We start from the raw sequence: 23,446 nt of genomic DNA, 5'->3' as shown, positions 1-23,446 counted from the left end.
CAGGCCTAGGATCGGGTGCAATGAACGATTTGGTGGAGAGGGTTGTCATCGTCGGCGGCGGCACCGCCGGCTGGCTCGCGGCATCGCTGATTGCAAACTCGCGCCGTGCGAAGGCCGCGCCGCTGTCGATCACGCTGGTCGAGGCGCCCGACGTGCCCATCGTCGGCGTCGGCGAAGGCACCTGGCCGACGATGCGCACGACGCTGGCAACGATCGGCCTCGACGAGAGCGAGTTTCTTGCGGCGTGCGACGGGGCGTTCAAGCAGGCGTCGCGGTTCGACGGCTGGCGCGATGGTTCCGCCGGCGACAGCTACCTTCATCCCTTCACCACGCCGCCGGCGCTGCCGACGGGTGAGTTGCTGGCGGCCTGGCAGGAGGCTTCGCCCGACCAGCCCTTTGCCGCGGCGATGAGCGCGCAGGCGGCGGTCTGCAATCTCCACCTCGCGCCGCGCCAGCGCTCGATGCCCGACTATCAGGGCGCGACCAACTATGCCTATCATTTCGCGACCGAGAAATTCGGCGCCTTGCTCGCGCGGCATGCGAAGCAGAGCCCGCTCATCACCCATATCCTCGACCATGTGACCGGCGTCCGGCACGCCGACAATGGCGACATCGCCGCGCTGACGACGCGCAGCGGCCGCGAGATCGCCGGCGACCTGTTCATCGATTGCAGCGGCTTCAAGGGACTGCTGATCGGCGACGCACTGGGGGTCGACTGGATCGACCGCAGCGATCACGCCTTTAACGACCGCGCGATCGCGTCGCAGGTGCCGGTGCCGCCGGGCAGTCCCATCGCCTCGCAGACGATCGCGACCGCGCACGAGGCGGGCTGGATCTGGGACATCGGACTGCCGTCGCGGCGCGGCATCGGCTGCGTTTATTCGAGCCGTTTCATGGACGCCGAGCGGGCCGAGACGGTCCTGCGCGACTATATCGCCCGCGAATTGCCGGGGGCGGTGCCGGAGACGAAGGCCTTCGGGGTGCCGTTCAAGCATATCAGTTTCCGGACCGGGCACCGCGCGCGTTTCTGGGAAAAGAACTGCCTGTCGATCGGGCTGGCGGCGGGGTTCATCGAGCCGCTCGAAGCCTCGGCGATCGTCCTCATCGAACTGTCGCTGCGCGCGCTGACCGACAATTTTCCGGCCGACCGCGCCGCGATGGATATCCATGCCGGGCGCTTCAACAAATTGTTCCGCTATCGCTGGGACCGCATCGTCGAATTCCTGAAGCTCCATTATGTGCTCAGCCGCCGCGATGAGCCTTATTGGCGCGCGCATCGCGACCCGGCGCATATTCCCCCGCATCTTGCCGAAATGCTCGAGCTGTGGCGCAGCCAGCCGCCGTCGGCGTGGGATTTCCCCTATGTCGACGAGATTTTCTCGGCGCAGAGCCACCAATATATCCTTTATGGCATGGGCTTTCCGGCCCCCGCCGGCTGGCCCGCGAGCGACCGTGCGCTGGCGGCGCTGGCCGAGATGCGGCAACGGGCGCGCACGCTTGCCGCCGGGCTGCCGACGAACCGTCTTTATCTCGATGCGCTGGCGGACGACCGCGCCGCGGCCGAACAGAAAGAAGCTGCCGAATGACCCATCACGCCGTCCTCGACAGCAACAGCCATCGCGACCTGCGCGTCCGCGCCAATGCCGCGGCGGAACTGGGCGACGGGGTGATGGCGACGCTGACCGTGCCGAGCGAGTTTCGCAGCGTACAGGGCCATTTCCCGATCCTGTTCCGGCGCGAGACCGGGCGCGACGATTTTACCGCGCTGGCGCTGTTCGGTTTTGAACCGGCCGAAAATCTTTTCCTGGAAGGCGGCCGCTGGGATGCGCGCTATCGCCCTTGGTCGCTGGCGATCCAGCCCTTCCTGATCGGGCGCCCGGCGAGCGGCGACGGGCCGGGTCAGGTGCATATCGACCTCGACCACCCGCGTATCGCCGCAGGCGGTGAAGGCGTCCGCCTGTTCGACGCCGAGGGCGGTCCGACGCCCTATCTCGAGGATATTGCCGAGCGGATGGGCGACCTCGACGACGGTTACCGGGCCAGCGGTGCGTTTTTCGCTGCGCTGCGCGAGCACGACCTGCTCGAACCGTTCAGCCTCGAGGTGACGCTCGACGACGGTTCGCTCCATTCGCTCGTCGGCTTTCACATCATCGACGAGACGAAGCTGCAGGCGCTCGACGCCGGGGCGCTGGCGCGCCTGCATGCCGACGGGCATCTGATGCCCATTTTCATGGCGCTGGCATCGCTGTCGCAGCTTTCGGCGCTCGTCGCGCGAAAGAACCGCAGGCTCGCCAGTGGCTGAACGCAATACGCCCATTTACGAGCGCATCGCGCCGGTGCCCGAGCGGCTATGGGATAAGGGGGCAGGGCTCGACGCGTTGCTGGAAGGCGCGCGCGAGCCCTTTGTCCTGCGCGGACTCGTCGCCGACTGGCCGCTGGTCGCGGCGGGCAGAGAGGGGGCGCGGGCGGCGCGGCGCTACCTGCTCGATCACGCCCGCGACCGCGCGTTCAAGGTCTCTATCGGCCCGCCGGGGCACGACGGGCGGCTGTTCTACGACGCCGACATGGCGATGAATTTCCGCGTCGGGACGGGCAAGCTCGGCGATATCTTCGCCGGGCTCGACAAGGCTGAAGAGCTTGGCGACATCCGCACCGTCTACCTGGCCTCGATCGATATCCCGTCGCATTTCGACGGGCTCGACGAAGCGAACCGGATCGACCTTGGCGCGCGCGATCTGCTGAAAAGCATCTGGATCGGGACCCGGACCAGGATCGCGGCGCACAATGATTTTCCCGACAATCTTGCGTGCTGCGCAGTCGGCCGCCGCCGCTTCACGCTGTTCCCGCCGCACCAGTTTTCGAACCTTTATCTGGGCCCGATCGACAATACCCCCGCCGGACGGGTGGTCAGCATGGTCGATTTCGATGCGCCCGACCTCGCCGCGCACCCGCGCTTTGTCGACGCGCTCGCCGCGGCGCAGACCGTCGAGCTCGAACCCGGTGACGCGATCTTCATCCCGTCGATGTGGTGGCACCATGTCGAGGGGCTCGAAGATTTCAATGTGCTGGTCAATTACTGGTGGCGGCGCAGCCCGGCCTGGCTCGGCCAGCCGCAGGACGCGCTCCATCACGCGATCCTCGCGATCCGCGACCTGCCCGACGCCGATAAGGCGATCTGGCGCGTGATGTTCGACCATTATGTCTTCGACAATGGCGCGCATGTGACCGACCATATTCCCGAACCGGCCCGCGGCATATTGGCCCCGCTCACTCCCGAGAGTGCGGGGCGGCTGCGGGCTTTTCTGTTAAGGATGCTCAGCCGATGAATGAAGACAAACCCGTCCGCCGTATCGTGATCGCGGGCGGTGGTACCGCCGGCTGGATGATGGCGGCGGCGATCGCGCGGACGATGGGGCACACGGTCGACCTGACCCTCGTCGAATCCGAAGCGATCGGGACGATCGGGGTCGGGGAATCGACAATCCCGCCGCTGGTCAATTTCAACCGCATCCTCGGTATTCCCGAGCCCGAATTTATGCGGGCGGCGCAGGCGACCTTCAAGCTCGGCATATTGTTCGACAACTGGAAGCACGACGGCCACAGCTATTTCCACAGCTTCGGCCTGTCGGGGAAGGACCATTGGTCGGCGGGTTTCCAGCATTTCTGGCTGCACGGCAAGGCGCGCGGGCACGCGCAATCCTATGATGATTATTGCGTCGAACTGGTCGCGGGGCTGCAGGGCAAGTTCGCGCATCTGCCCGAAGAACGGATGAACTATGCCTATCATGTCGACGCGACGCTTTATGGCCGCTTCCTCCGCAAGCTGGCCGAGGCGGATGGCGCGCGGCGTGTCGAGGGCAAGATCGCCCGCGTCGAACTCGACAGCGAGAGCGGCGACATTGCGGCATTGTTGCTCGACGGCGACCGGCGGATCGAGGGCGACATGTTCGTCGACTGCACCGGCTTTCGCGGCCTGCTGATCGACGGCGCGCTGCACGCGGGGTTCGAGGATTGGGGGCACTGGCTGCCGAACGACAGCGCGATTGCGGTCCAGTCCGACCATCTCGGCCCGCCGATGCCCTATACGCAGGCGATCGCGCACGACGCGGGCTGGCAATGGCGCATCCCGCTACAGCACCGGATGGGCGCGGGAATTGTCTATTCGAGCGGCTATCTGTCGCGCGATGCCGCTTATGAGCGGCTGATGTCGAGCGTCGGCACGCCGCGGATCGAGCCTTTCGACATCAAGTTCAGGGGCGGGGTGCGGCGCAAGCAATGGTTCCGCAACTGCGTCGCGGTCGGGCTGGCCGGCGGCTTCGTCGAGCCGCTCGAGGCGACCACGGTGCATCTGATCCAGCGCGCGGTGCTGCGCTTTATCCGCATGATGCCGAATGGCCGGGTCAGCGAGTGCGACGCCGCCGAGTTCAACGACCAGCAGCGGCTGGACATCGAACAAATCCGCGACTTCGTCATCCTGCATTACAAGGCGACCAACCGCCGCGACAGCCCCTTCTGGCGCCACGTCGCGAACATGCCGATCCCCGCCTCGCTCGAGCAGAAAATCGAGCTGTTCCGCGAGACCGGCCGCGTCTTCCGCAAGAATGAGGAATTGTTCGCCGAGAATAGCTGGGTGCAGGTGATGATGGGGCAGGGGATCGAGCCGCAAAGTTATCACCCGATCGCCGAGAAATTGCGCGACGACGAACTCGACCGGCTGCTGCAGATGCTGCGCGACAATGTGACGAGCACCGTCGCGACGCTGCCCGAACACCACGCCTATGTCGCTCGCTATTGCGGGGCGGAGGCTCCGGCGACGGCATGACCGCTGCCGCTGCGATCCTTTTGCTGGCGAGTGGCGCCGCGGCCGGATCGGCCGGGGATGGCTGGCGGCTGATGTGGTCGGACGAATTCGACGGCCCCGCCATCGACCGGAGCAAATGGGATTTCGATGTCGATTGCTGGGGCGGCGGCAATGACGAACGGCAATGCTACACCGACAAGGCCGCCAACGCCGCGATCGAAGACGGCCGGCTGGTCATCACGGCGCGGCGGGAACGGACGACGGGCCCGGCTTTCCCTTTGTCGCAGCGCGACGATGCCGCAAAGGCGAAAGCGACCGCGACGAAGGACTATAGCTCCGCGCGCCTCGTCACGCGCGGCCGGGCGGCGTGGACCTATGGCAAGATCGAGGTGCGCGCGAAATTGCCGCAGGGGCAGGGGACCTGGCCGGCGATCTGGATGTTGCCCGAAAGGCCCGTCTATGGACCGTGGGCAGCGTCGGGCGAGATCGACATATTGGAGGCGGTGAACCTTGGCGTCCGCTGCGAAAGCTGCGCCGGCGGAATCGAGAACCGCATCCTCGGCACCCTGCATTTCGGCGGAGCGTGGCCGGACAACAAGCATAAGGGCGACGAAACGGCGCTGCCCGCACCGCTCGACGGATTTCATGTCTTCGGCATCGTTTGGGAAAAGGGAAAGATCGTCTGGACGGTCGACGGCCAGCCCTATGCCACGCGCGTCGCAAGCGAATGGTCGACGAGCGGGGCTGACGATCCGGCGGCGCCGTTCGACCGGCCCTTTCACCTGATTCTGAACCTCGCCATCGGCGGCGGGCTCGCCGAAGGACGCGGAGTGAAGGGAGTTGATGAAAGCGGATATCCCAAAATTATGGAAATAGACTGGGTTCGCGTCTGGCAATGTGGTGACGATGCCATTAGCGATTGCAGCGCAATCAGCCACCGGGGAAGATGATGGGGCGGCGACGTCAATCGGTTACGATCAAGCATGTGGCTGCCGACGCGGGGGTGTCGCTGCAGACGGTGAGCCGCGTCATCAACAACGAACCCAATGTGCGTCCCGAGATGAAGGAGCGCGTGCAGGCGTCGATCGACAAGCTCGGCTATGTCCCGTCGATCGCGGCGCAGCGGATGAGCGGTTCGCGATCCTATCTGATCCTTGCGATCAACGACCGCGAACGGACGATCGCCGACTGGCGCGGGCGGCAGGGGGTCGACTGGGTCGACCAGATGCTGCTCGGCGGGATGCTCAAATGCGCCGAACTTGGTTACCGGATGATCTTCGAACTGGTCGACACGCACAGCGACCATGTCGAACGCGAGTTGCGCGCGACGATCGCCGCGTTGCAGCCCGACGGCGTGATCCTGACTCCGCCGCACTCCGACAATGTGCAGATCGTGGGGCTGCTCCATCACCAGAAAATCCCCTTCGCGCGCATCGGCTCGCTCGGCGGCGAGGCCGGCATTGCGTTAACGATGGACGATGAGGGCTCGGCCGAACTCGCGACGCGGCACCTGATCGACCTGGGGCACAAACGCATCGGCTTCATCGCCGGATCGTCGGAATATAATCTGAGCGGGTGGCGCGTCGACGGCTGGCGGGCGGCGATGGCCGAAGCCGGGTTGGCCACCGACGGCCTGCTTGCCGAGGGGGATTTCGGTTTTGCTTCGGGCGAGGCCGCGGCGGCGAAGCTGCTGGACGGTGGCGACCGCCCGACCGCGATCATCGCGAGCAACGACCAGATGGCGCTCGCGACGCTCGAAGTGGCGCGGGCGCGCGGTCTCGACGTGCCGCGCGACCTGTCGATCGTCAGTTTCGACAATACCCCGATCGTGCGCTTTACCCAGCCGCCGCTGACCGCGGTCGACCAGCCGGTCGCCGATACCGTCTCGCGCGCGGTCGAACTGATCATCGCGGCGCAGCGCGGCGGACCGCGTCCCGACAAGCCGACGGTGGTCAAGGGCAGCCTCGTCCAGCGCGGTTCGACGGCGGCCCTGCCAGCGGATCGCAATGACTGACACGGGCGTCGCGCGCCGCCAGTCAATCCGCTTTCTGCTGCTCTATGCGCTCGCTTCGGCCGGCGGTGCGATCGCCTATGTCCCCTTTCTGACGATCTGGCTGCCCGCGCGGATGAGCGGGCTCGCGGGTGCGGCCGACGTGCAATCGCTCGGCTATGTCACTTTCTTCGGTGCGGTTGCCGCGAGCGTCGGCGGGATTGTGTTCGGCTGGCTGAGCGACCGGACGCAGAGCCGGAGGCCTTGGGTGGCCGCCGGCCTTGCACTTACCATCGGATTGCTGATCGCGATGCCGCTGGCGGACGATGTGACGACGCTCGTCGGCCTGATCGTCGCCTGGCAACTGGCTCTGAACATGATCCTCGGTCCGCTTGCCGCATGGGCGGGCGATTGCGTCCCCGACGATCAGAAGGGGCTGCTCGGCGGGCTCCTCGCCTTCTCGCCAGCCCTCGGCGCCTGGTCGGGGGCGCTGGTGACGCTGCCGGGGCTGGTGTCGGCGAATGACCGGCTGGCGCTGATCGCTGCGCTGGTCGCCGCGGCGGTACTGCCGGTGCTGCTGCTCGGCCGGCCGCGCGCCTTTCCCGAACTTGGCGCGCCGGCCCCGGCCGTCGTCGCGGACGGTCGCGCGGCGCGTCCGACGGGCCCTGCGGTGCGGATGTGGCTCGCCCGGCTGCTGGTCCAGATCGCCGAGGCGGCGTTGTTCGCCTATCTCTATTTCTGGTTCCGGTCGATCGATCCGGCTATGCACGACAATGAAAAGGCGCGTATCTTCAGCTTCGCGTTGACGCTCGCGGTGCCGATCGCATTGGTGGCGGGGCGCTGGGCCGACCGCCACGACCGGCCCTTTCGCCCGCTCGTTCTCGCTGCGGCGGTTTCGGCTATCGGTATGGTCGGGATGGCGCTGTCGGCGACGCCCGATCTTGCCAAGGCGAGCTATCTCGTCTTCGGCATCGCGACGACCGTCTTTCTGTCGCTGCACACCAGCCAGACCTTGCGCATCCTGCCGCGCCCCGAACATCGCGCCCGCGATCTCGGCATCTTCAACCTGACCAACACCGTGCCGTCGCTGATCATGCCCTGGCTGACAATTTCGCTCGTCCCCGGCTTCGGCTTCGATGCGCTGTTCCTGCTGCTCGCCGCGCTGACGAGCGTTGCAGTGCTGTTGCTCGCGACGATGCCCCAGCGCCCGCGGTCCGCCTGAAACAACCGCTTGATTTCACCTCGGGGCTATGCGAGAGGAGCGTTTGATAACGTTCACATAATGAGGATCGGGAGAGATTATGCGGCGACAGGCGATAGCTGTGGCGAGCATGCTGCTGTTGGCAGGCACCGCACTGGCGACGGCGCCGGAGCAGGCGGGCACCGAGGCCGCGGCCGTCCATCCCGAACTCTGGCCTGCGGCCAAGAGCCCCGCGGCGATCACCGATGCGAAGACCGAAGCGGCGATCGATGCGCTGATCGCGAAGATGACGGTCGAGCAGAAGGTCGGCCAGCTCGTGCAGGGCGATATCAGCACGATCACGCCCAAAGACCTCGAAACCTATCCGCTCGGTTCGATCCTCGCCGGCGGCAATAGCGGCCCGAACGGCAACGAGCGGTCGAGTGCCGCCGACTGGGCGAAACTGGTCGGCGAGTTTCGCGCGGTGTCACTGCGCCCGCAGGCGAATGGCGTGGCGATCCCGATCATCTTCGGCGTCGATGCCGTCCACGGACATAATAATATCCCCGGCGCGACGCTGTTTCCGCACAATATCGGGCTCGGCGCAGCGCGTGATCCCGAGTTGATCCAGCGGATCGGCGCCGTGACGGCGGCCGAGATTGCGGGTAGCGGCATCGAATGGACTTTCGCGCCGACGCTGGCGGTCCCGCAGGATTTGCGCTGGGGCCGCAGCTATGAAGGCTATGCCGCCGACCCGAAACTGATCGCCGATTATGCCAAGGCGATGGTGCTCGGCCTGCAGGGGCCGCTGGTGGCCGGAAAGACGGTCGATGCGACGCACGTGGCGGCGACAGCCAAGCATTTCCTCGCCGATGGCGGCACGTTCGAGGGCAAGGACCAGGGCGATGCCAAGATCGACGAGCAGGAGCTGATCGCCAAGCACGCACAGGGCTATCCAGCCGCGATCGATGCCGGGGCGCTCACCGTCATGGCAAGCTTTTCGAGCTGGCAGGGGATCAAGCACCACGGCAACAAGGGGCTGCTCACCGACGCGCTCAAGGACAAGATGGGCTTTGCCGGCTTCGTCGTTGGCGACTGGAACGGGCATGGGCAGGTCGCCGGATGCAGCGTCACCGACTGCGCCCAGTCGATCAACGCCGGGCTCGACATGTTCATGGCGCCCGATAGCTGGAAGGGGCTGTACGAGACGACGCTGGCGCAGGCGAAGGACGGCCGGATTTCCGCGGCGCGGCTCGACGATGCGGTGCGGCGCATCCTGCGGGTGAAATACAAGCTCGGGCTGTTCGACGCGGGACATGGCAGCCGCGGCGATTTTGCCGCCGTGGGCGCGCCCGCACATCTTGAAGTCGCGCGCGAAGCGGTCGCCAAATCGCTGGTTCTGCTCAAGAATAATGGTAGCGTTCTGCCGATCAAGCCCGGCGCGAAGTTGCTCGTCGCGGGGCCGGGCGCCGACAATATGGCGATGCAGTCGGGCGGCTGGACGATCAGTTGGCAGGGAACCGACGTGACCCACGCCGACTTTCCGAACGGCCAGACGATCTGGGAAGCGCTGAACAAGGCGGTCGGCGAGGCGGGCGGCAAGGCCACGCTCTCGGCCGACGGCAGCTTCACCGAAAAGCCCGATGTCGCGATCGTCGTATTCGGCGAGGAGCCCTATGCCGAATTCCAGGGCGATGTCCCGACGCTCGATTACCAGCCGGCGGAGGCGAAGGATCTCGCGACGCTCAAGAAACTGAAGGCGGCGGGCATCCCGGTCGTGGCGCTGTTCCTGTCGGGGCGGCCGCTGTTCACCAACCCCGAGATCAATGCCGCCGATGCCTTTGTGGCCGGCTGGCTGCCCGGATCGCAGGCGGCCGGCATCGCCGATGTGCTGGTTGCGGGCAAGGGCGGCAAGACGGCGCGCGGTTTTACCGGCAAGCTGCCCTTCGCCTGGCCCGCCGACGCACGTTCGCCGGTCGAAAAGCCGCAGTTCGCGGTCGGTTATGGGCTGGCCTATGGCGACAAGACCGCGGTGCCGCAGTTGCCTGAAGCGCCCGGCGTCGACATCGCCGGTATGCTCAATGTCGAAAAATTCTTCAGCGGCGGCCGCGCGCGCGCGCCGTGGACCTTGTCGATCGTCGATGCGGGCGGATCGCGGCAAGTCGGATCGGCACCGGTCGACAGCAGCTATGGCCTGCTGAAGACGCGCTCGGTCGACGTGAAGGCGCAGGAGGACGGCAAGAGCTTCGTCTGGAACGGCCCGGCATCGTTCACCCTGTCGGGCCCCAACGCCGACCTGTCGCGCCAGCTCAATAACAGTTTCGCGCTGCGTCTCGACTGGCGTGTCGACGCGGTCGGGCAGGGGCCGGTCAGTATCGCGCTCGGCGGCCCGGCGTTCGACATTTCTGCGCTGGTCAGCGCCGCGCCGAAGGAGCAGGTTTCGACGATCAAGCTGCCGCTGCGCTGCTTCGCCGACGCGGGCGCCGATCTGACGCGTGTCGCCCATGCGGTGACGCTCGGCGGCGACAAGGGGCTGGCGGTGACGCTGCTGAATGCGAATGTCGAGGCGGTCGGGGAGAATCTGCCCTGTCCGCCAGCCGCGAAATGACCAGACCCGCAACATAGCGGGCAGGAGTGGAAGGGGAGAAGAGCATGGCACTGGCGCCGAATGTTGCGACGAGCGCAGACCCGAACCCGGCCGGACGGCCGGGCAAGAGCGGCGGCGGCACGCTGGTCGTGCTCATCCTCGCCTTTGCGGTGTTTTTCCTGCTGGGCGGGGTGACCAACATCAACGACCTGCTGGTCGGCAAGTTCAAGTCGATGTTCCACCTGACGCACGCGCAGGCGAACCTCGTCCAAATGGCGTTTTTCATCGCTTATGCCGCCTTTTCGATTCCCGCCGGCATCATCATGTCGAAGCTTGGCTATATCCGCACCTTCGTACTCGGGTTCGTTCTGGTCGCGGCGGCGGCGTTCCTCTTCGTTCCGGCATCGGCGGCGGCATCCTATCCCGGCTTCCTTGCGGCGCTGTTCTGCATCGGCGCCGGGATCACGGTGCTGCAGGTAGCGATGAATCCGGTAATCACGACGCTGGGACCGATCGAAACCTCGCACAGCCGCCTGACCTTCGCGCAGGCGTTCAATTCGATCGGCGTGTTCCTGATGGTCTATGGCGGCGCGACCTTCCTGCTGGGCGATTCCAAGCCGCTTGACCCCGAAACGTCGACCGAAGCGCAAATCCAGGCCTATCGCGTCGCCGAGGGCGCCTCGATCGGCACCGCCTATATGTGGCTCGGCATACTGATGCTGGTCATCGCGGCGGTGTTCTGGATGTTCCGCGGCGCGCTCGATCACGCCAAGGCCGACGATGTGAAGCTCGAGGGGACGTGGAGCCTGCTCACCCACAATCGCCGCGTCCAGCTCGGCGCCTTGTGCATCTTCACCTATGTCGGCGCCGAGGTCGCCATCGGATCGAACCTCATCGCCTATCTCGGCGAACCGAGCGTGATGGGGCTGGGAATGCAGGATGCCGGCAAGCTGGTCGCCATCTACTGGCTGGGCGCACTGGTCGGCCGGTTGCTCGGCGGTTTCATCCTGCGGCTGGCGAAGCCCGGACGCGTCCTCGCGACCTTTGCGGCAGGGGCGATATCGCTGATCATCCTCTCGGCGGTGACGACCGGGGCGCTGTCGGGCTGGGCACTGATCCTCGTCGGTTTCTGCAACTCGCTGATGTTCCCGACGATCTTCAGCCTCGGTACCGAGGGGCTGGGCGAACGGACGCCGCAGGGATCGGGCATCCTGTGCACCGCGATCGTCGGCGGTGCGATCGTCCCCTATCTGTTCGGAACGGTGGCCGACGTCAGCGGCAACATCCGGCTCGCGCTTGCTGTGCCGCTGATTTGCTATGCGATCATCGCGGGCTTCGGGCTGTGGGCGGCGCGCCGGGCGACGGCGTAGCCATCAGCCGCGAGTCCGGTTCGCTTCCAATATCTCGCGCACGCGGGCAACGGCCTGCGCGGTCGGATCGGGCTCGTCCATCAGGGCATAGCTGCCGCCGAGGTGCAGCGCGCAGTGGCCGTGCACCGTCGCGATGAGCGAGCGGACAAGGCGGCGCGTGGCCTCGCCTTCGTCGCGCCCGAGCGCCGCGGTCACTTCGCGATCGACGATCGCGGTCAGCCGGTGCCGCTCGCGCATGTCGGCCTCGTCGAGCGACAGGCCGGACGGGCGGCGATGGTCATAGATCGCCATCCAGCAATGGCGGTTCGCCTCGGCGAAAGAGAAATAGCTGCGCACCAGCGCTTCGATCCGTGCGTCGCGATCTTCGCATCGCGCCAGTGCCGCTTCGAGCCAGTCGGCCCATAGCGTGAAGGTGCGCGTGTTGATCGCGAGCAGGTAGGAATCGAGCGATCCGAAGACATTGTAGATCGTGCCGACGGTATAGCCCGCCCGCCGCGCTGCGGCCCGTGCGGAGAATTTGGCAAAGCCCGTTTCGGCCATCAGCGCATGGCCGCAATTCACCAGAAGCTGGCGCAATTCCTTGGGTGTGTGATCGGATCGGCGGGCCATGACCTCGCGCTAGCACCAAAATTGGACACTGTCTAATTTATATATTGAACAGTGCATAATTAATCGGGTAGAAGTCGGCTCATGTTGATGGGAAGACGAGACATGATCCCGATGAAGATCGCTGGCTGGGGCGCTTACCGCCCCGAGCGGGTGGTGACCTCCGACGAACTCGACGTGCGTTTCGGCCGGCCACGCGGCTGGAGCGAGGCCGAGTTCGGGATTGCGGCGCGGCATGTCGCCAGTCCGGACGAGACGAGTTCGATGATGGCGGCAACCGCGGCGCAGGGCGCGTTGTCGAGCGCGGGCTGGGACGACGGCGCGTTCGACGTGCTGATCGGCGGCTGCGGCGTGATGGAACAGCCGATCCCGTCGACCGCCGCGCTCGTGCAGGACCGGCTCGGCCTCGGCCGCTCGGGAATCATGGCGTTCGACGTCAACCAGACCTGCCTGTCTTTCCTGACCGCGCTCGACATCGCCGCGATGGGGCTGTCGACCGGCCGCTGGCGCCGCGCGCTCGTCTTCGCGAGCGATATCGCTTCGGCAGGGCTCGACCCGTCGCGGCCCAAGACGATGTCGATCTTTGGCGACGGGGCCGCCGCGCTGGCGGTCGAGGCGGCGCCGGGCGGAACGGCGGGGCTGCTGTCGTCGCATTTCGTCACCAACGGCGCCGATCATGCGCTCGCGCAGCTCCGCGCCGGGGGCACGCGCATCCGGGTCGAGCAAGGCTATGACGCGCTCGTCGCCGGATCGCGGTTCGAGATGGATGCGTTCGGCATCTTCAAGGCGGCGGCACGCTGCCTGCCTGGCGTGCTGGACCGCGTTCTCGCCGATGCTGGCTGCACGATCGACGATATCGACACCGTCGTCTGCCATCAGGCGAGCGCACCGGGGGTCGAGCATGTCCGCCGCCTGTTCGAGCCGCGGCCCGAGCGGGTGATCGACATCTTTGCGCACACCGGCAACCAGATCGCGGCGTCGATCCCGACCGTGCTCGCGCACGGGCTGGAGACGGGGCGGATCGCATCGGGCTCTACGGTGCTGATGCTCGGCACCGCGGCGGGGATCAGCGCCGGCGCGATGGTGCTGCGCGTCTGATGGTGCGGCACCTTCTCGTCACCGGCGCGACCGGCGGGCTGGGCGCCGCGCTGGTGCGCGCGGCGCGCGCACGGGGGCATGACGTCGTTGCGACCGGACGCTCGGCGGACAAGGCGCGGGCGCTGGAAGCGCTGGGGGCGCGGTTCGTACCCGCCGACCTTGCGGAAGCGGGCGACCTTGCGCCGCTCGTCGCGGGTGTCGAGTCGGTCATTCACGCGGCCGCCCTGTCGGCGAGCTGGGGGGCGAGGGAGGCTTTCGTCCGCGCCAATGTCACAGCGACCGCACGGTTGCTGGACGCCGCGCGCGCGGCGGGGTGCCGGCGCTTCGTCTTCATTTCCTCGCCGTCGATTTTTGCCTCCTTCCGCGATCGCGAGAATATCGGCATCGACGCCGCCCCTGCCGATCCGCCGCTCAACGATTATGCGCGGACCAAGCTCGCCGCCGAGCGGATGGTGCTTGCCGCCGATTCGGCCGACATGGCCTGCTGCGCCATCCGCCCGCGCGCACTGGTCGGGCCGGGCGACCGGGTGATCCTGCCGAAGCTGGCGGAACTTGCGATGCGGCGGCGGATGCCGCTGCCCGGCGGCGGCCATGCGCGCGTCGAGTTCACCGACCTTCGCGACGCCGCCGAAGCGATCATGCTTGCCGAAGACCGCGCCCCCGATATCGGCGGGATCGCGATCAATATTTCGGGCGGACGGCCGGTCGCGGTGCGCGACGTCGCGGTGCGGCTGGCGGCGGCGCTGGGCACCAACTCGGAACTGGTCACGCTCCCGGTGCCGCTCGCGCGCAGTATCGCCGTGGTGGCGGAGGGGTGGGGGCGGCTGACACGATCCGCCGCCGAGCCGGTGCTGACGCGCTATACGCTGGCGACGCTCGCCTGTTCGCAAAGCTTCGACATGGCGCCCGCCGAGCGGCTGCTCGGTTTTCGCCCGCGCCACGATGCGCTGGAAACCCTGCTGGCCGAGGCCGCGCAATGGAAGGCGAAGCGATGAGGCGCGTCGAACTGCAATGGCTGGCGCGCGGATCGTGCCGCCATCCCGAATATATGACGATGCGCGGCGCCAGCCTGTGCGCGACCGACTTTCCGGCGATGGTCGGGGTGATCCGCCATCCCGAACGCGGGATCATCCTGTTCGACACCGGCTATGATCCGGCGTTCATCGAGGCGACGAGGCCGTTTCCCGAGCGCCTCTATCGCTGGACCACGCCGGTGCGGATTTCGCCCGATCTTGCCTGGCAGACGTGGCTCGCGACGCATGGCATTGCGGCGGACGAGATCGCCGCGGTCGTGGTATCGCATTTCCACGGCGACCATGTCGCGGGGATGCGCAACCTTGCCGGCGTGCCGATCCATTGCTCGGCGGCGGGCCTGACCGAATTGCGCCGCCCGGGCCGGTTGCGCCGGGTCCGGCAGGGCCTGCTCGCCGATCTGGTCCCCGCCGAATGCGACGCCGCTTGCTCTTTCTTCGAGGATGCGCCGGTCGTGGCGCTTCCCGCCGACTTCGCGCCCTTTACAGAGGGCGCCGACATATTGGGCGACGGCAGCCTGATCGCAGTGCCGCTGCCGGGGCATTGCAAGGGACATTGGGGCCTTGCCCTGCGCGACCGGGCCGACCGCGCGGTGCTGCTTGCGGGCGATGCGTCCTGGTCGATCGAGGCGATCCGGCGCTGCGTGCCGCCGCCGCGGCTGACCACCGCATTGCTTGGCGAAACGCGAACCTATCGCGACACGCTCGCGAGCTTGCACGCAGCGCTGACGAACAATCGCGCGCTGGCCATCCTGCCGTCGCACTGCACCCGCGCGGCCGCGGCCTATACGGACGGCGATGCGGTCTAGCGCCATCCTTGCCTCGATCCTGCGGACGCGCCGGGCGATGCGCATGACGGCGCCCGAACTGGCGCGGCAGCGCGATCGCCAATGGGCGGCGTTGCAGCCCGCGCTGCGGCGGACGCCCGCGCTTGCCGATCTGGCGGGCAAGGAACCGGGCGCCTTTCCCGTTGTCGCTCCCGCCGATATGCGGCGCGACTATGGCGCATGGAACAGCCTCGGCCTCGATCACGATCGCCTGTGCCGCGCCGCCGATGCCGCGGAAACCGGGTCGGCGGAGGGGATCATCGACGGGCTCGGGGTCGGCTGGTCGACGGGGACGAGCGGCCAGCGCGGCCTGTTCATCGCCGATGCGAACGAGCGCGCCGACTATATCGGACAAAGCCTCGCGCGCCTGCTGCCGCTTCGTGCGATGCTCCGGCCGCAGCGCATCGCGCTCCACCTTCGTGCAAACAGCAACCTCTACAGCGATGTCGGCGGCCGCTTCTTTGTCTTTCGCTATTTTCCTTTGGCGGAACCGGCGGCTGTGACGCGCGCAGCCTTTGCCTCCTTCGCGCCGACGGTCCTGATCGCGCCGCCGCATCGCCTGCTCGCACTCGCCGAGGGTGGCGGGCGCGGTCGCGGCGCCATGCCGGCGTTGCAACACATCTTTTTCGGTTCGGAACCGATGAGCGAGGCGGAAATCGATTGGGTGGGGGAGGTGTTCGGGGTCCGGCCGCGTTCGATCTATCAGGCGACCGAAGGATTTGTCGGCGCTGCCTGCGCCGCCGGTGCATTGCACCTCAACGAGCACAGCTTGGCCGTCGAGCTCGAACCGGTCGCAAATACCCCCGGTTTTCGTCCGGTCGTCACCGATCTGCGCCGCCACAGCCAGCCGGTAGTGCGGGTGCGGCTCGACGATTATCTCGAACCGGCGGGGAAAGGTTGCGCCTGCGGTTATGCGGGGCGTGTCATCCGCCCGGTTGCCGGGCGGGTCGGCGATATCTGGCGCTGGGGCAGGCAAGCGATCGCGCCGGGCGCGGTCGCGGATTGTCTCGATCGCCTGCTCGGCGTGCCCGCGCTCTGGCAGGCGATCGGCGGTCCGCAGACGGTCGAATTGCGCCTAGACCCGCGCATTCCGGCCGAAAGCGCTGAGCGGGCGGCCGCGCAGTTTCGGGAGCGGCTCGCCATTCCGGTTGCCGTCAGCCTGTCGCACGAACGGCCCGCCGAACCCTTCCCCAAGCGGCGACGGGTCATCTGGCATGACTAGGACGGTACTGGTCACCGGCGCGCGCGCCGCCGCGGCGCTCGATATCGCCCGCGACTTCGCGGCCGCGGGGTACCGGACCTTTTGCGCCGACAGCGCATCGGCACGGATCAGCCGCTGGTCGCGGCGGACCGGGACATTCCTGTCCTATCCCGCGCCGCGCGCGGACGCTGCGGCCTTTGCCAAGCGCATCTGCGAACTGGTCGACGAACTGTCGGTCGATTTGATCGTCCCGACCTGCGAGGAAGCGTTCCACCTTGCAGCACCGGCGCTGGCGCCGCGGCTGGCGGACAGGCTTTTCCAGCCGCCGCTGGCGACCCTGCGCGACCTGCACGACAAATATCGCTTCGCCCGGCTGGCGGCGGGTTTCGGCCTGCCGGTGCCCGAAACGCATTTGCTGGAGAGCGAGGCCGACGTCGCGCGCTTCGCCGACGGGTCTGCGGGGTGGGTATTCAAACCCTGCTTCAGCCGCTTCGGCGAAGCCGCGCTGGTTGGCCCTGCCGCGGGCGAACTGCGCCGCGTCGAACCTGCGCCCGGGCGCGGCTGGGTGGCGCAGCGGCGGGTGCCCGGCGGCGAGGCCTGCTTTTACGCGGTCGCCCGCGACGGTGAGCTGCGCGCATTCGCCGCCTATCGATCGGACTGGCGCCTCGGCGGCGGCGCGAGTTTCGGGTTCGAGCCGCTCGATGCAGCCAAGGCAGTGGCTCTGCGCGAGATTGCGGCCGTGCTCGCGGGACGCCTGTCGCTGACCGGGCAGTTCGCCTGCGACGCTATCTTCGATGCAAATGGGCAGCCGTGGCTGATCGAATGCAACCCGCGCGCGACGAGCGGGGTCCATTTCCTCGCCGGGGAAGGGCGGCTGGCCGCGGCGATCGACGGCAGCGGCGAGGATTGCCTCGGCGGTGACGGCCGCCCGCGCCATCTGCTTCCTGCGATGCTCAGTTTCGGGCTGGGCGTTGCGTTGCGCCGCGGCGACCTTGGCGGCTGGATCGCGGCGCTGCGGGAGGGCCGCGACGTGATCGGGCAGCCCGGCGACCGGCTTCCCGCGCTCGGCGCATTTGCCGATGGCCTGGGCTTCGCCTTCCGGGGCATGCTGCGCGGCGCCAGCGCGAGCGCGATGACGGTCGCCGATATCGCATGGGACGGAGAGGATCTGCCATGATGAAACTCCCCGATGCGGTGCGCAATGCCTGGCACCTCGTTGCCTTGTCGCGCCAGCTCAAGGTCGGGCAGGTCCGGGGATTGAAGCTCTGCGGCGTGCCGATCGTCCTGTTCCGTGCGGATGGCAGGGCGGGCGCGCTGGTCGATCGCTGCCCGCACCGCAACTTTCCGCTGTCCGAAGGACGGGTGCATCGGGGCGGCATCGAATGTCCCTATCATGGCTGGCGTTTCGATACGGCGGGCGAATGCCTTGCGGTGCCCGGTTGCCGGCTCGACACGGCGCGGAGCGAGACATTGCGCGCCGACGCGCTGCGCGTCGCCGAGCGGCATGGCGGGATCTTCGTGGCGCTGGGCGACGATGCGCCGCCCGAACCACCGCTGCCGCCGACGCTGGGTGCGGCGGGACACGACCATTTCTGGTGGCAGCAGGGGACCTGGCGCGGGCGGGCGTTCGACGCGATCGAAAATGTGATGGATCCGTTCCACACCAACCATCTCCATCATGGTTTCATCCGTCGCCGCGACAAGCGATTGCCCGTCTCGCTGCTCGTCGAAAGCGACGGCCGCGGCATTGCGATGGTGATCGAGCAGCAGCAGCCCGATCTCGGACTGATGTCGCGTTTCCTCGAACGCGACCGGTCGCGCAGCATATCGCGCTATTATCCGCCGACCGTCGTGCAGGCACGCTGGGAGGGCCCCGAAAAGCTGACGCTGTGCGTCACCGCCTTCTTCACCCCGTCGACCGACGACAGCTTCATGCCCTTCGCCTGTTTTACCACCCCGCGCGGGATCGCGCCCGGCTGGCTCAAGCAGGCGGCGATCCGGCTGTTCCTCGCGCCCGTCGTCGCGCAGGACCGCCGCGCGCTGGCGCGCCAGTCGGAGGTGATGACGACCTTCGGCTTTCCGCGCTTTACCGCCGGGCCCGGCGATATATTGGGCAGCCGCCTGTCGCGGCTGTGGCAGGGCGAGACGATCGCCGCCGGACAGGATGCGCCCGTCGACGCGATGCTTTGACGGGGCAGGGCGCGCGGCGATTGCCGTCCGCGGACGCCGCCGCTACACGACCAAAAACAGGAGAAGAGGATGACCCAGGCCACCGCAGCCGTGGCGCGCGCGCCGCACGCCGATTTTTCGGTCGAAGAACTCGAACTGGAGAGCCCGCGCGCGGGCGAGGTGCTCGTGCGCATCGCCGGGGTGGGGCTTTGCCACACCGACCTGATCTTTCGCGACCAGTTCGTCCCCTATCAACTGCCCGCGGTACTCGGGCATGAAGGGGCGGGGGTGATCGAGGCGGTCGGCGAAGGGGTCGAGGGGCTCGCAGTCGGCGATCAGGTCGTGCTCGGCTTTTCGAGCTGCGGCACCTGTCCGCGCTGCGACGAAGGACTGCCGAGCTATTGCCGCAGCTTCGTGCCGCTGAACTATGCGGGGATGCGGCTCGAGGACGGCTCGAAATCATGGGCGGACGGCGAGGGGCCCGTAGGGTCGCATTTCTTCGGCCAGTCTTCGTTCGCGAGCCACGCGATTACGCGCGCGCGCAACGTCGTCAAAGTGACCGGCAGCGCCGCGCCGCTCGAACTGCTGGGGCCGCTCGGCTGCGGGTTCCAGACCGGCGCGGGCGGCGTGATGCGCTCACTCGCTTGTCCGGCGGGTGCGAGCATCGCGATCTTCGGCGGCGGGCCGGTCGGTCTTGCTGCCGTCATGGGCGCGGTGATCCAGGGCTGCTCGCCGATCATCCTCGTCGAACCCGTTGCAGCGCGCCGCGAGATCGCCAAAGAGCTCGGGGCGACGCATGTGATCGATCCGGCGGCCGGCGATATTGCCGAAGCGATCCGCGCGATCGTTCCGGAAGGCGTCGATTTCGCCTTCGACAGCAGCGGCCGGACCGAAGTGATCGAGGCGGGGCTGGCGGCGCTCGGCAGCCACGGCGCGATCGGGCTGGTCGGCGTGCCGGCAAAGGCCGAGGCGTCGATCAACGTCAATATCGCGGCGCTGATGACCCCCGGCCACCGCATCATCGGGATCATCGAGGGCGACAGCGACCCGCAGGTCTTCATTCCCGAGCTGATCGCGCACCATGCCGCGGGGCGCTTCCCGTTCGACCGGCTGATCCAGACCTTTCCGCTCGATCAGATCAACGAGGCAATCGCCGCGCAGGCGCGCGGCGATTGCATCAAGGTCGTGCTGATTCCCTGACCGCAGCCGTCAGGCGAGTTCGATGCGGTTCCGCCCGGCCTGCTTGGCGCGGTACAGCGCCTCGTCGGCGGCTTTCAGCGCCTCGCGCACCTCGCCATAGCCGAAGACGTCGGCCACGCCGCCCGAGAAGGTGATCTGGCCGAACGGCTCGTCGGTCTTGCGGTTGATCAGCCGTCGTTCGGCGAGCTGCTCGCGCGCCTCGTCGAGCCGCTTCGCCGCTTCGCTGGGGGCGAGGCCGCGGAACAGCATGACGAACTCCTCGCCGCCATGGCGCGCGACATGGCAATGATCGTCCGAAATCTTCGACAGCGTGTCGGCGATCAGCTTGATGACGCGGTCGCCGGCCTCATGCCCATGGATATCGTTGACGCGTTTGAATTCGTCGATGTCGCAGAAGGCGACGCTCAGCGGTTCGCAGGCGGCGCGGGCTTCGGCATGGTGGCGTTCGAGCAGCACCTCGAAGGCGCGGCGGTTGGGCAGGCCGGTCAGATAATCGATTTCGGCGTCGCGCTTGGCGCGCGCGAGGCTGCGGCGCAGCGCCTTTGCTTCGTCCTCGCTCTTGCGCATATCGTCTTCGGCGCGGCGGGTGCGTTCGAGCATCGCCTTGGCAAGATCGGCGAGGCTCGAGACGAGCTGCCCGGTCTTTTGTACCTGTTCGAGGTCGAGGACATGGCGTTCGAGCTCGCTGCCATAGTCGCTGGTGACGCTGCGCGCCGCTTTGGTGTGGGTCTGGAAGGCGTCGAGGTTCGATTCGAGGCGAGCGACGATGCGGTCGATTTCGCTATGATCGAGCCCCGACGCCTCTTCCTTGGCGAATTCGTCGAGCCATTGCTGGGTGATACCCTCACCCGATGCGATCCGCGCGTTGATCTGCCGCGCGAGGCCGGGGTTGCTGCCCGAAAAGACGCCGTGGGCAAGCGACAGGTTGGACGCCGATATGTCGAGATCATGATCGAGCAGGAAGCCGGTGATCGCCTGTGCGAGTTGCTGCCGCGCCTGCCGCGCGAGGTCGAGCGAGGCAGGCCGCGCGCCGGGTGGCGGACTCTCCTGCGTCGGGGCGTTGCCGTGCGGGTTGCGCAGCCCCAGCCAATCTAGGAGCCGCCCTACCGGCTCGTTCGATGATGTCGCTTTTGTGGTCATGCGACGTTTAACGGGCGCTGGTTGCTAGATTTAAGCGGGTTTCAGCGCTTTTCGGCGACGGGTCCGGAGCGGGCGAGGAGGAGAGAATCGCACCCGCAGAAACAGGCTGGAATATCATTGGCTTGGTCCCGGTGAATGACTTATTGCGAATCATTCGCAAATATGACATAGGCCTCGTAACGGGTTTTGAGGGGCCGCAAACGAAGGAAAAGACGATGATGCATGTCGCGATCGACGGCACCGCGGTTTCGCCCGACCGGGCCGAATTGGCGACGGCCGCGGCGCGCTGCTGGCGATCGGCGCGCGACAAGGGCGAAGCGACGCAACCGCGCTTGCACGCCTTGTTGTCGGAACGGCGCTGCCCGATGCTCGCCGCGGCGTTCGACAGTCTGCTCAACCTTTACGAACAAGCGCTCGACCATCCTTTCGCGGTCGGCAGCGCGGACGGGCTGTCGGAAGACGAAATACGCCTTGCCAAGCTGCTCGGCGGAGGAGGAAGCGTGCCGGGCTGCCTCGCCGCGAAAGAAGGCGCCGCCACGGCGCTCGACTGTGCGCTCTGCTCGACGCGAATCCTCCTCACCCTTGCGCCGCGGGACCTTCAATGAGCGCCATCGACAGCCTCGCGGTGCTCGAGGGCGTGATCGGGAAGACGCCGGCGCCGGTCAATTTGAAGGTGATCGACCATGCCGATGCCAACGCGCGGCGCTGGCTCGCCGCGTCGCCGCTGATGTTCGCCGGATTCGGGGACGGGCAGGGGATCGCGATCACGCTCGGCGGCGGCGATCCGGGCTTTGCGTCCGCCGCGGACCCGGCCGTGCTGGCGATACCGCTCGACCTGATCGACGATCCCGCACTCGCGGTGCCGGGCGCAGGATTCGGTTCGCTTTTCCTCATTCCCGGCGTCGGAGAAACTTTGCGCATCAACGGCCGCGTCGTCGGCACCGATGGCGGCATCCTGCGCGTCGCCATCGAGGAATGCTACGGCCATTGCGCCAAGGCGCTCATCCGCTCCGATTTCTGGTCGGCCGAGCCGCTCGGCGAGTGGCCCGGCGATCCGGGCAGCTTCGTCAACGCGAGTCGCTTCATGGCGCTTGCGACGGTCGATGCCGACGGCGGCGCCGACCTCAGCCCGAAGGGCGATCCCGCGGGTAGCATGGCGCGGATGGGTGCCGGCGGGCTCTGGTTTGCCGATCGGCCGGGCAACCGCCGCGCCGACAGTTTTCGCAACATCGTCGTCCAGCCGCGAATCGCTGCGGCGTTGCTGATTCCCGGATCGACGGGGGTGGTGTCGGTGCGGGGGCAGGCCCGGCTGACCGCCGACGAATCGGCGCGGGCGGCCTTTGCGGTTCGTGACAAGACGCCGCTGCTGGCGGCGCGCATCGACGATGTGACGATGGAGATGCGCGCCAGCGCGGCGCTCGGTCGCGCGCGGCTGTGGCCCGCGGCCGCAGCGCCCGGCGATATCCGGCCGGCCAGAATGTTCGCCGACCATGTGCGGCTCAACAAGGACAAGGGGCTCGCGGCGCGGCTGGCCGGTGCCTTCGTATCGGTGCCGGGCCTGATGGAGCGCGGCCTCGCCAAGGATTATAAGGACAATCTCTATTGATGCCGGGACATGGCGTCAGCAGGTTAGCGCCGCCTCGAACAGGCAGCGGAAGCGTTCGGTGCATTCGTCGCGCTCGGCGCCGCTGCCGCCGAAATTGTCGACCCGCATGATCGTCGACAATACGCCAATGCCCATCAGGATCGCGAGCAGCATGTTGGCGCGCAACTCGCTGTGATCGCCGCCGATCAGTTCGGCGAGCGGCCCGAGGACGTCGAGATGGACGAGGTCGCGGATGATCTCGCTCGCCTTGGGCGAAGAGGCCGAACGCAGCATGATGATGAACATTTCCATGCGCTTCTGCCGGTCGTCGCTCCCATCCTCGGCGACGAGGCGGGCGAGATAGGCAGGCAGTTCGGCGATGTTCTTGGGTTCGCGAAACATGCCCGGCCGGTCGTCATGGGTGACGACCTCGCGGAACAGCCCTTCCTTGCCGCCGAAATAGCGGCCGATCAATGCGACATCGACACCGGCGTCGCCGGCGATATCGCGCAGCCCGACGCTGTCATAGCTTTCACGCAGGAAACGCTGTTGCGCCGCCGACAGGATCGCGCTGCGCGTCGCCGCGGCATCGCGCTTTTTGATGGATGTGGTCCGCTCCATGGTGGCGCCTTTGCACGGGTCTGGACATAAATCAACATCT

At 67.3% G+C, this 23,446-nt stretch carries 21 protein-coding genes; 18 read left to right on the top strand and 3 right to left on the bottom strand.

What is annotated here, in order from left to right; all coding sequences use genetic code 11:
- Positions 1 to 20: 20 nt before the first annotated feature.
- The 9 genes from LH19_RS14565 to LH19_RS14525 all read left to right on the top strand — a co-directional run bounded on the left by LH19_RS14565 (position 21) and on the right by LH19_RS14525 (position 11,928).
- Positions 21 to 1,586, top strand: coding sequence for a tryptophan halogenase family protein (locus tag LH19_RS14565; protein ID WP_054729316.1), 1,566 nt, complete (start codon positions 21 to 23; stop codon positions 1,584 to 1,586).
- Positions 1,583 to 2,302, top strand: coding sequence for a SapC family protein (locus tag LH19_RS14560; protein ID WP_054729313.1), 720 nt, complete (start codon positions 1,583 to 1,585; stop codon positions 2,300 to 2,302). Before LH19_RS14565 ends, LH19_RS14560 begins: the two co-directional genes overlap by 4 nt.
- On the top strand, positions 2,295 to 3,326 hold the full coding sequence (locus tag LH19_RS14555) for a cupin-like domain-containing protein (protein ID WP_054729307.1): 1,032 nt from the start codon (positions 2,295 to 2,297) through the stop codon (positions 3,324 to 3,326). The genes LH19_RS14560 and LH19_RS14555 overlap by 8 nt, the downstream gene beginning before the upstream one ends.
- Complete coding sequence (locus LH19_RS14550) at positions 3,323 to 4,822, top strand: tryptophan halogenase family protein (protein ID WP_054729305.1); 1,500 nt, start codon at positions 3,323 to 3,325, stop codon at positions 4,820 to 4,822. The genes LH19_RS14555 and LH19_RS14550 overlap by 4 nt, the downstream gene beginning before the upstream one ends.
- A complete protein-coding gene (locus tag LH19_RS14545; protein ID WP_054729302.1) occupies positions 4,819 to 5,751 on the top strand; it encodes a glycoside hydrolase family 16 protein in 933 nt (310 codons plus the stop codon). The genes LH19_RS14550 and LH19_RS14545 overlap by 4 nt, the downstream gene beginning before the upstream one ends.
- Entirely contained in the window at positions 5,751 to 6,815 is a 1,065-nt protein-coding gene (locus LH19_RS14540; protein WP_082395735.1) for a LacI family DNA-binding transcriptional regulator, read from the top strand. The genes LH19_RS14545 and LH19_RS14540 overlap by 1 nt, the downstream gene beginning before the upstream one ends.
- The gene (locus LH19_RS14535) at positions 6,808 to 8,013 is read left to right on the top strand and encodes an MFS transporter (RefSeq protein WP_054729299.1); all 1,206 of its coding nucleotides are present in this window, start codon (positions 6,808 to 6,810) and stop codon (positions 8,011 to 8,013) included. Before LH19_RS14540 ends, LH19_RS14535 begins: the two co-directional genes overlap by 8 nt.
- A 109-nt stretch (positions 8,014 to 8,122) precedes the next feature.
- Entirely contained in the window at positions 8,123 to 10,579 is a 2,457-nt protein-coding gene (locus LH19_RS14530) for a glycoside hydrolase family 3 protein (protein WP_234716186.1), read from the top strand.
- A 44-nt stretch (positions 10,580 to 10,623) separates the two neighbouring features.
- Positions 10,624 to 11,928, top strand: coding sequence for a sugar MFS transporter (locus LH19_RS14525; RefSeq protein WP_054729294.1), 1,305 nt, complete (start codon positions 10,624 to 10,626; stop codon positions 11,926 to 11,928).
- Positions 11,929 to 11,931: 3 nt separating this feature from the next.
- On the opposite strand, the gene LH19_RS14520 is transcribed toward LH19_RS14525, so the two are convergent.
- On the bottom strand, positions 11,932 to 12,537 hold the full coding sequence (locus tag LH19_RS14520; RefSeq protein WP_054729292.1) for a TetR/AcrR family transcriptional regulator: 606 nt from the start codon (positions 12,535 to 12,537) through the stop codon (positions 11,932 to 11,934).
- A 102-nt stretch (positions 12,538 to 12,639) separates the two neighbouring features.
- On the opposite strand from LH19_RS14520, the gene LH19_RS14515 reads away from it, so the two are divergent.
- The 7 genes from LH19_RS14515 (at position 12,640) to LH19_RS14485 (ending at position 20,060) form a co-directional block, all read left to right on the top strand.
- The gene (locus LH19_RS14515) at positions 12,640 to 13,632 is read left to right on the top strand and encodes a 3-oxoacyl-[acyl-carrier-protein] synthase III C-terminal domain-containing protein (RefSeq protein WP_054729289.1); all 993 of its coding nucleotides are present in this window, start codon (positions 12,640 to 12,642) and stop codon (positions 13,630 to 13,632) included.
- Positions 13,632 to 14,627 carry an NAD-dependent epimerase/dehydratase family protein gene (locus LH19_RS14510; RefSeq protein WP_054729286.1) on the top strand — a complete coding sequence of 332 codons (996 nt, stop codon included), beginning with the start codon at positions 13,632 to 13,634 and terminating at the stop codon, positions 14,625 to 14,627. Before LH19_RS14515 ends, LH19_RS14510 begins: the two co-directional genes overlap by 1 nt.
- A complete protein-coding gene (locus LH19_RS14505; protein WP_054733594.1) occupies positions 14,624 to 15,472 on the top strand; it encodes an MBL fold metallo-hydrolase in 849 nt (282 codons plus the stop codon). Before LH19_RS14510 ends, LH19_RS14505 begins: the two co-directional genes overlap by 4 nt.
- On the top strand, positions 15,462 to 16,712 hold the full coding sequence (locus LH19_RS14500) for a cell division protein FtsA (RefSeq protein WP_145923472.1): 1,251 nt from the start codon (positions 15,462 to 15,464) through the stop codon (positions 16,710 to 16,712). The genes LH19_RS14505 and LH19_RS14500 overlap by 11 nt, the downstream gene beginning before the upstream one ends.
- On the top strand, positions 16,705 to 17,868 hold the full coding sequence (locus tag LH19_RS14495; protein ID WP_054729279.1) for an ATP-grasp domain-containing protein: 1,164 nt from the start codon (positions 16,705 to 16,707) through the stop codon (positions 17,866 to 17,868). Before LH19_RS14500 ends, LH19_RS14495 begins: the two co-directional genes overlap by 8 nt.
- Positions 17,865 to 18,881 carry an aromatic ring-hydroxylating oxygenase subunit alpha gene (locus LH19_RS14490; RefSeq protein WP_054729277.1) on the top strand — a complete coding sequence of 339 codons (1,017 nt, stop codon included), beginning with the start codon at positions 17,865 to 17,867 and terminating at the stop codon, positions 18,879 to 18,881. Before LH19_RS14495 ends, LH19_RS14490 begins: the two co-directional genes overlap by 4 nt.
- A gap of 69 nt (positions 18,882 to 18,950) precedes the next feature.
- A complete protein-coding gene (locus LH19_RS14485; protein ID WP_054729272.1) occupies positions 18,951 to 20,060 on the top strand; it encodes an NAD(P)-dependent alcohol dehydrogenase in 1,110 nt (369 codons plus the stop codon).
- A 9-nt stretch (positions 20,061 to 20,069) separates the two neighbouring features.
- Here the strand turns inward: LH19_RS14485 and LH19_RS14480 are convergent, their stop codons facing one another.
- Positions 20,070 to 21,200 (bottom strand): GGDEF domain-containing protein, encoded by a 1,131-nt coding sequence (locus LH19_RS14480; RefSeq protein ID WP_082395733.1) that lies wholly within the window; start codon positions 21,198 to 21,200, stop codon positions 20,070 to 20,072.
- Positions 21,201 to 21,415: 215 nt separating this feature from the next.
- On the opposite strand from LH19_RS14480, the gene LH19_RS14475 reads away from it, so the two are divergent.
- Together LH19_RS14475 and LH19_RS14470 are read left to right on the top strand one after the other, a co-directional pair.
- Positions 21,416 to 21,805 carry a hypothetical protein gene (locus LH19_RS14475; RefSeq protein ID WP_145923471.1) on the top strand — a complete coding sequence of 130 codons (390 nt, stop codon included), beginning with the start codon at positions 21,416 to 21,418 and terminating at the stop codon, positions 21,803 to 21,805.
- The gene (locus LH19_RS14470; protein ID WP_054729266.1) at positions 21,802 to 22,806 is read left to right on the top strand and encodes a pyridoxamine 5'-phosphate oxidase family protein; all 1,005 of its coding nucleotides are present in this window, start codon (positions 21,802 to 21,804) and stop codon (positions 22,804 to 22,806) included. The genes LH19_RS14475 and LH19_RS14470 overlap by 4 nt, the downstream gene beginning before the upstream one ends.
- A 15-nt stretch (positions 22,807 to 22,821) precedes the next feature.
- On the opposite strand, the gene LH19_RS14465 is transcribed toward LH19_RS14470, so the two are convergent.
- Positions 22,822 to 23,406: a TetR/AcrR family transcriptional regulator gene (locus tag LH19_RS14465; protein ID WP_054729262.1), complete on the bottom strand. Its 585-nt coding sequence runs from the start codon at positions 23,404 to 23,406 to the stop codon at positions 22,822 to 22,824.
- Positions 23,407 to 23,446 lie beyond the last annotated feature (40 nt).

This window comes from Sphingopyxis macrogoltabida (assembly GCF_001314325.1).
Lineage (GTDB): Bacteria > Pseudomonadota > Alphaproteobacteria > Sphingomonadales > Sphingomonadaceae > Sphingopyxis > Sphingopyxis macrogoltabida.
The sequence above is the reverse complement of the archived record's forward strand: the minus strand, read 5'-3'. Positions and strand labels throughout refer to the sequence as shown.

Bases quoted from the DNA above. Each gene is read 5' to 3' on its own strand.
- LH19_RS14485 (WP_054729272.1), top strand. From the start codon at position 18,951: ATGACCCAGGCCACCGCAGCCGTGGCGCGCGCGCCGCACGCCGATTTT.
- LH19_RS14480 (WP_082395733.1), bottom strand. From the start codon at position 21,200: ATGACCACAAAAGCGACATCATCGAACGAGCCGGTAGGGCGGCTCCTA.
- LH19_RS14535 (WP_054729299.1), top strand. From the start codon at position 6,808: ATGACTGACACGGGCGTCGCGCGCCGCCAGTCAATCCGCTTTCTGCTG.
- LH19_RS14510 (WP_054729286.1), top strand. From the start codon at position 13,632: ATGGTGCGGCACCTTCTCGTCACCGGCGCGACCGGCGGGCTGGGCGCC.
- LH19_RS14505 (WP_054733594.1), top strand. From the start codon at position 14,624: ATGAGGCGCGTCGAACTGCAATGGCTGGCGCGCGGATCGTGCCGCCAT.
- LH19_RS14515 (WP_054729289.1), top strand. From the start codon at position 12,640: ATGATCCCGATGAAGATCGCTGGCTGGGGCGCTTACCGCCCCGAGCGG.
- LH19_RS14565 (WP_054729316.1), top strand. From the start codon at position 21: ATGAACGATTTGGTGGAGAGGGTTGTCATCGTCGGCGGCGGCACCGCC.
- LH19_RS14490 (WP_054729277.1), top strand. From the start codon at position 17,865: ATGATGAAACTCCCCGATGCGGTGCGCAATGCCTGGCACCTCGTTGCC.
- LH19_RS14500 (WP_145923472.1), top strand. From the start codon at position 15,462: ATGCGGTCTAGCGCCATCCTTGCCTCGATCCTGCGGACGCGCCGGGCG.
- LH19_RS14470 (WP_054729266.1), top strand. From the start codon at position 21,802: ATGAGCGCCATCGACAGCCTCGCGGTGCTCGAGGGCGTGATCGGGAAG.
- LH19_RS14560 (WP_054729313.1), top strand. From the start codon at position 1,583: ATGACCCATCACGCCGTCCTCGACAGCAACAGCCATCGCGACCTGCGC.
- LH19_RS14475 (WP_145923471.1), top strand. From the start codon at position 21,416: ATGATGCATGTCGCGATCGACGGCACCGCGGTTTCGCCCGACCGGGCC.
- LH19_RS14540 (WP_082395735.1), top strand. From the start codon at position 5,751: ATGGGGCGGCGACGTCAATCGGTTACGATCAAGCATGTGGCTGCCGAC.
- LH19_RS14465 (WP_054729262.1), bottom strand. From the start codon at position 23,406: ATGGAGCGGACCACATCCATCAAAAAGCGCGATGCCGCGGCGACGCGC.
- LH19_RS14520 (WP_054729292.1), bottom strand. From the start codon at position 12,537: ATGGCCCGCCGATCCGATCACACACCCAAGGAATTGCGCCAGCTTCTG.
- LH19_RS14550 (WP_054729305.1), top strand. From the start codon at position 3,323: ATGAATGAAGACAAACCCGTCCGCCGTATCGTGATCGCGGGCGGTGGT.
- LH19_RS14545 (WP_054729302.1), top strand. From the start codon at position 4,819: ATGACCGCTGCCGCTGCGATCCTTTTGCTGGCGAGTGGCGCCGCGGCC.
- LH19_RS14495 (WP_054729279.1), top strand. From the start codon at position 16,705: ATGACTAGGACGGTACTGGTCACCGGCGCGCGCGCCGCCGCGGCGCTC.
- LH19_RS14530 (WP_234716186.1), top strand. From the start codon at position 8,123: ATGCTGCTGTTGGCAGGCACCGCACTGGCGACGGCGCCGGAGCAGGCG.
- LH19_RS14525 (WP_054729294.1), top strand. From the start codon at position 10,624: ATGGCACTGGCGCCGAATGTTGCGACGAGCGCAGACCCGAACCCGGCC.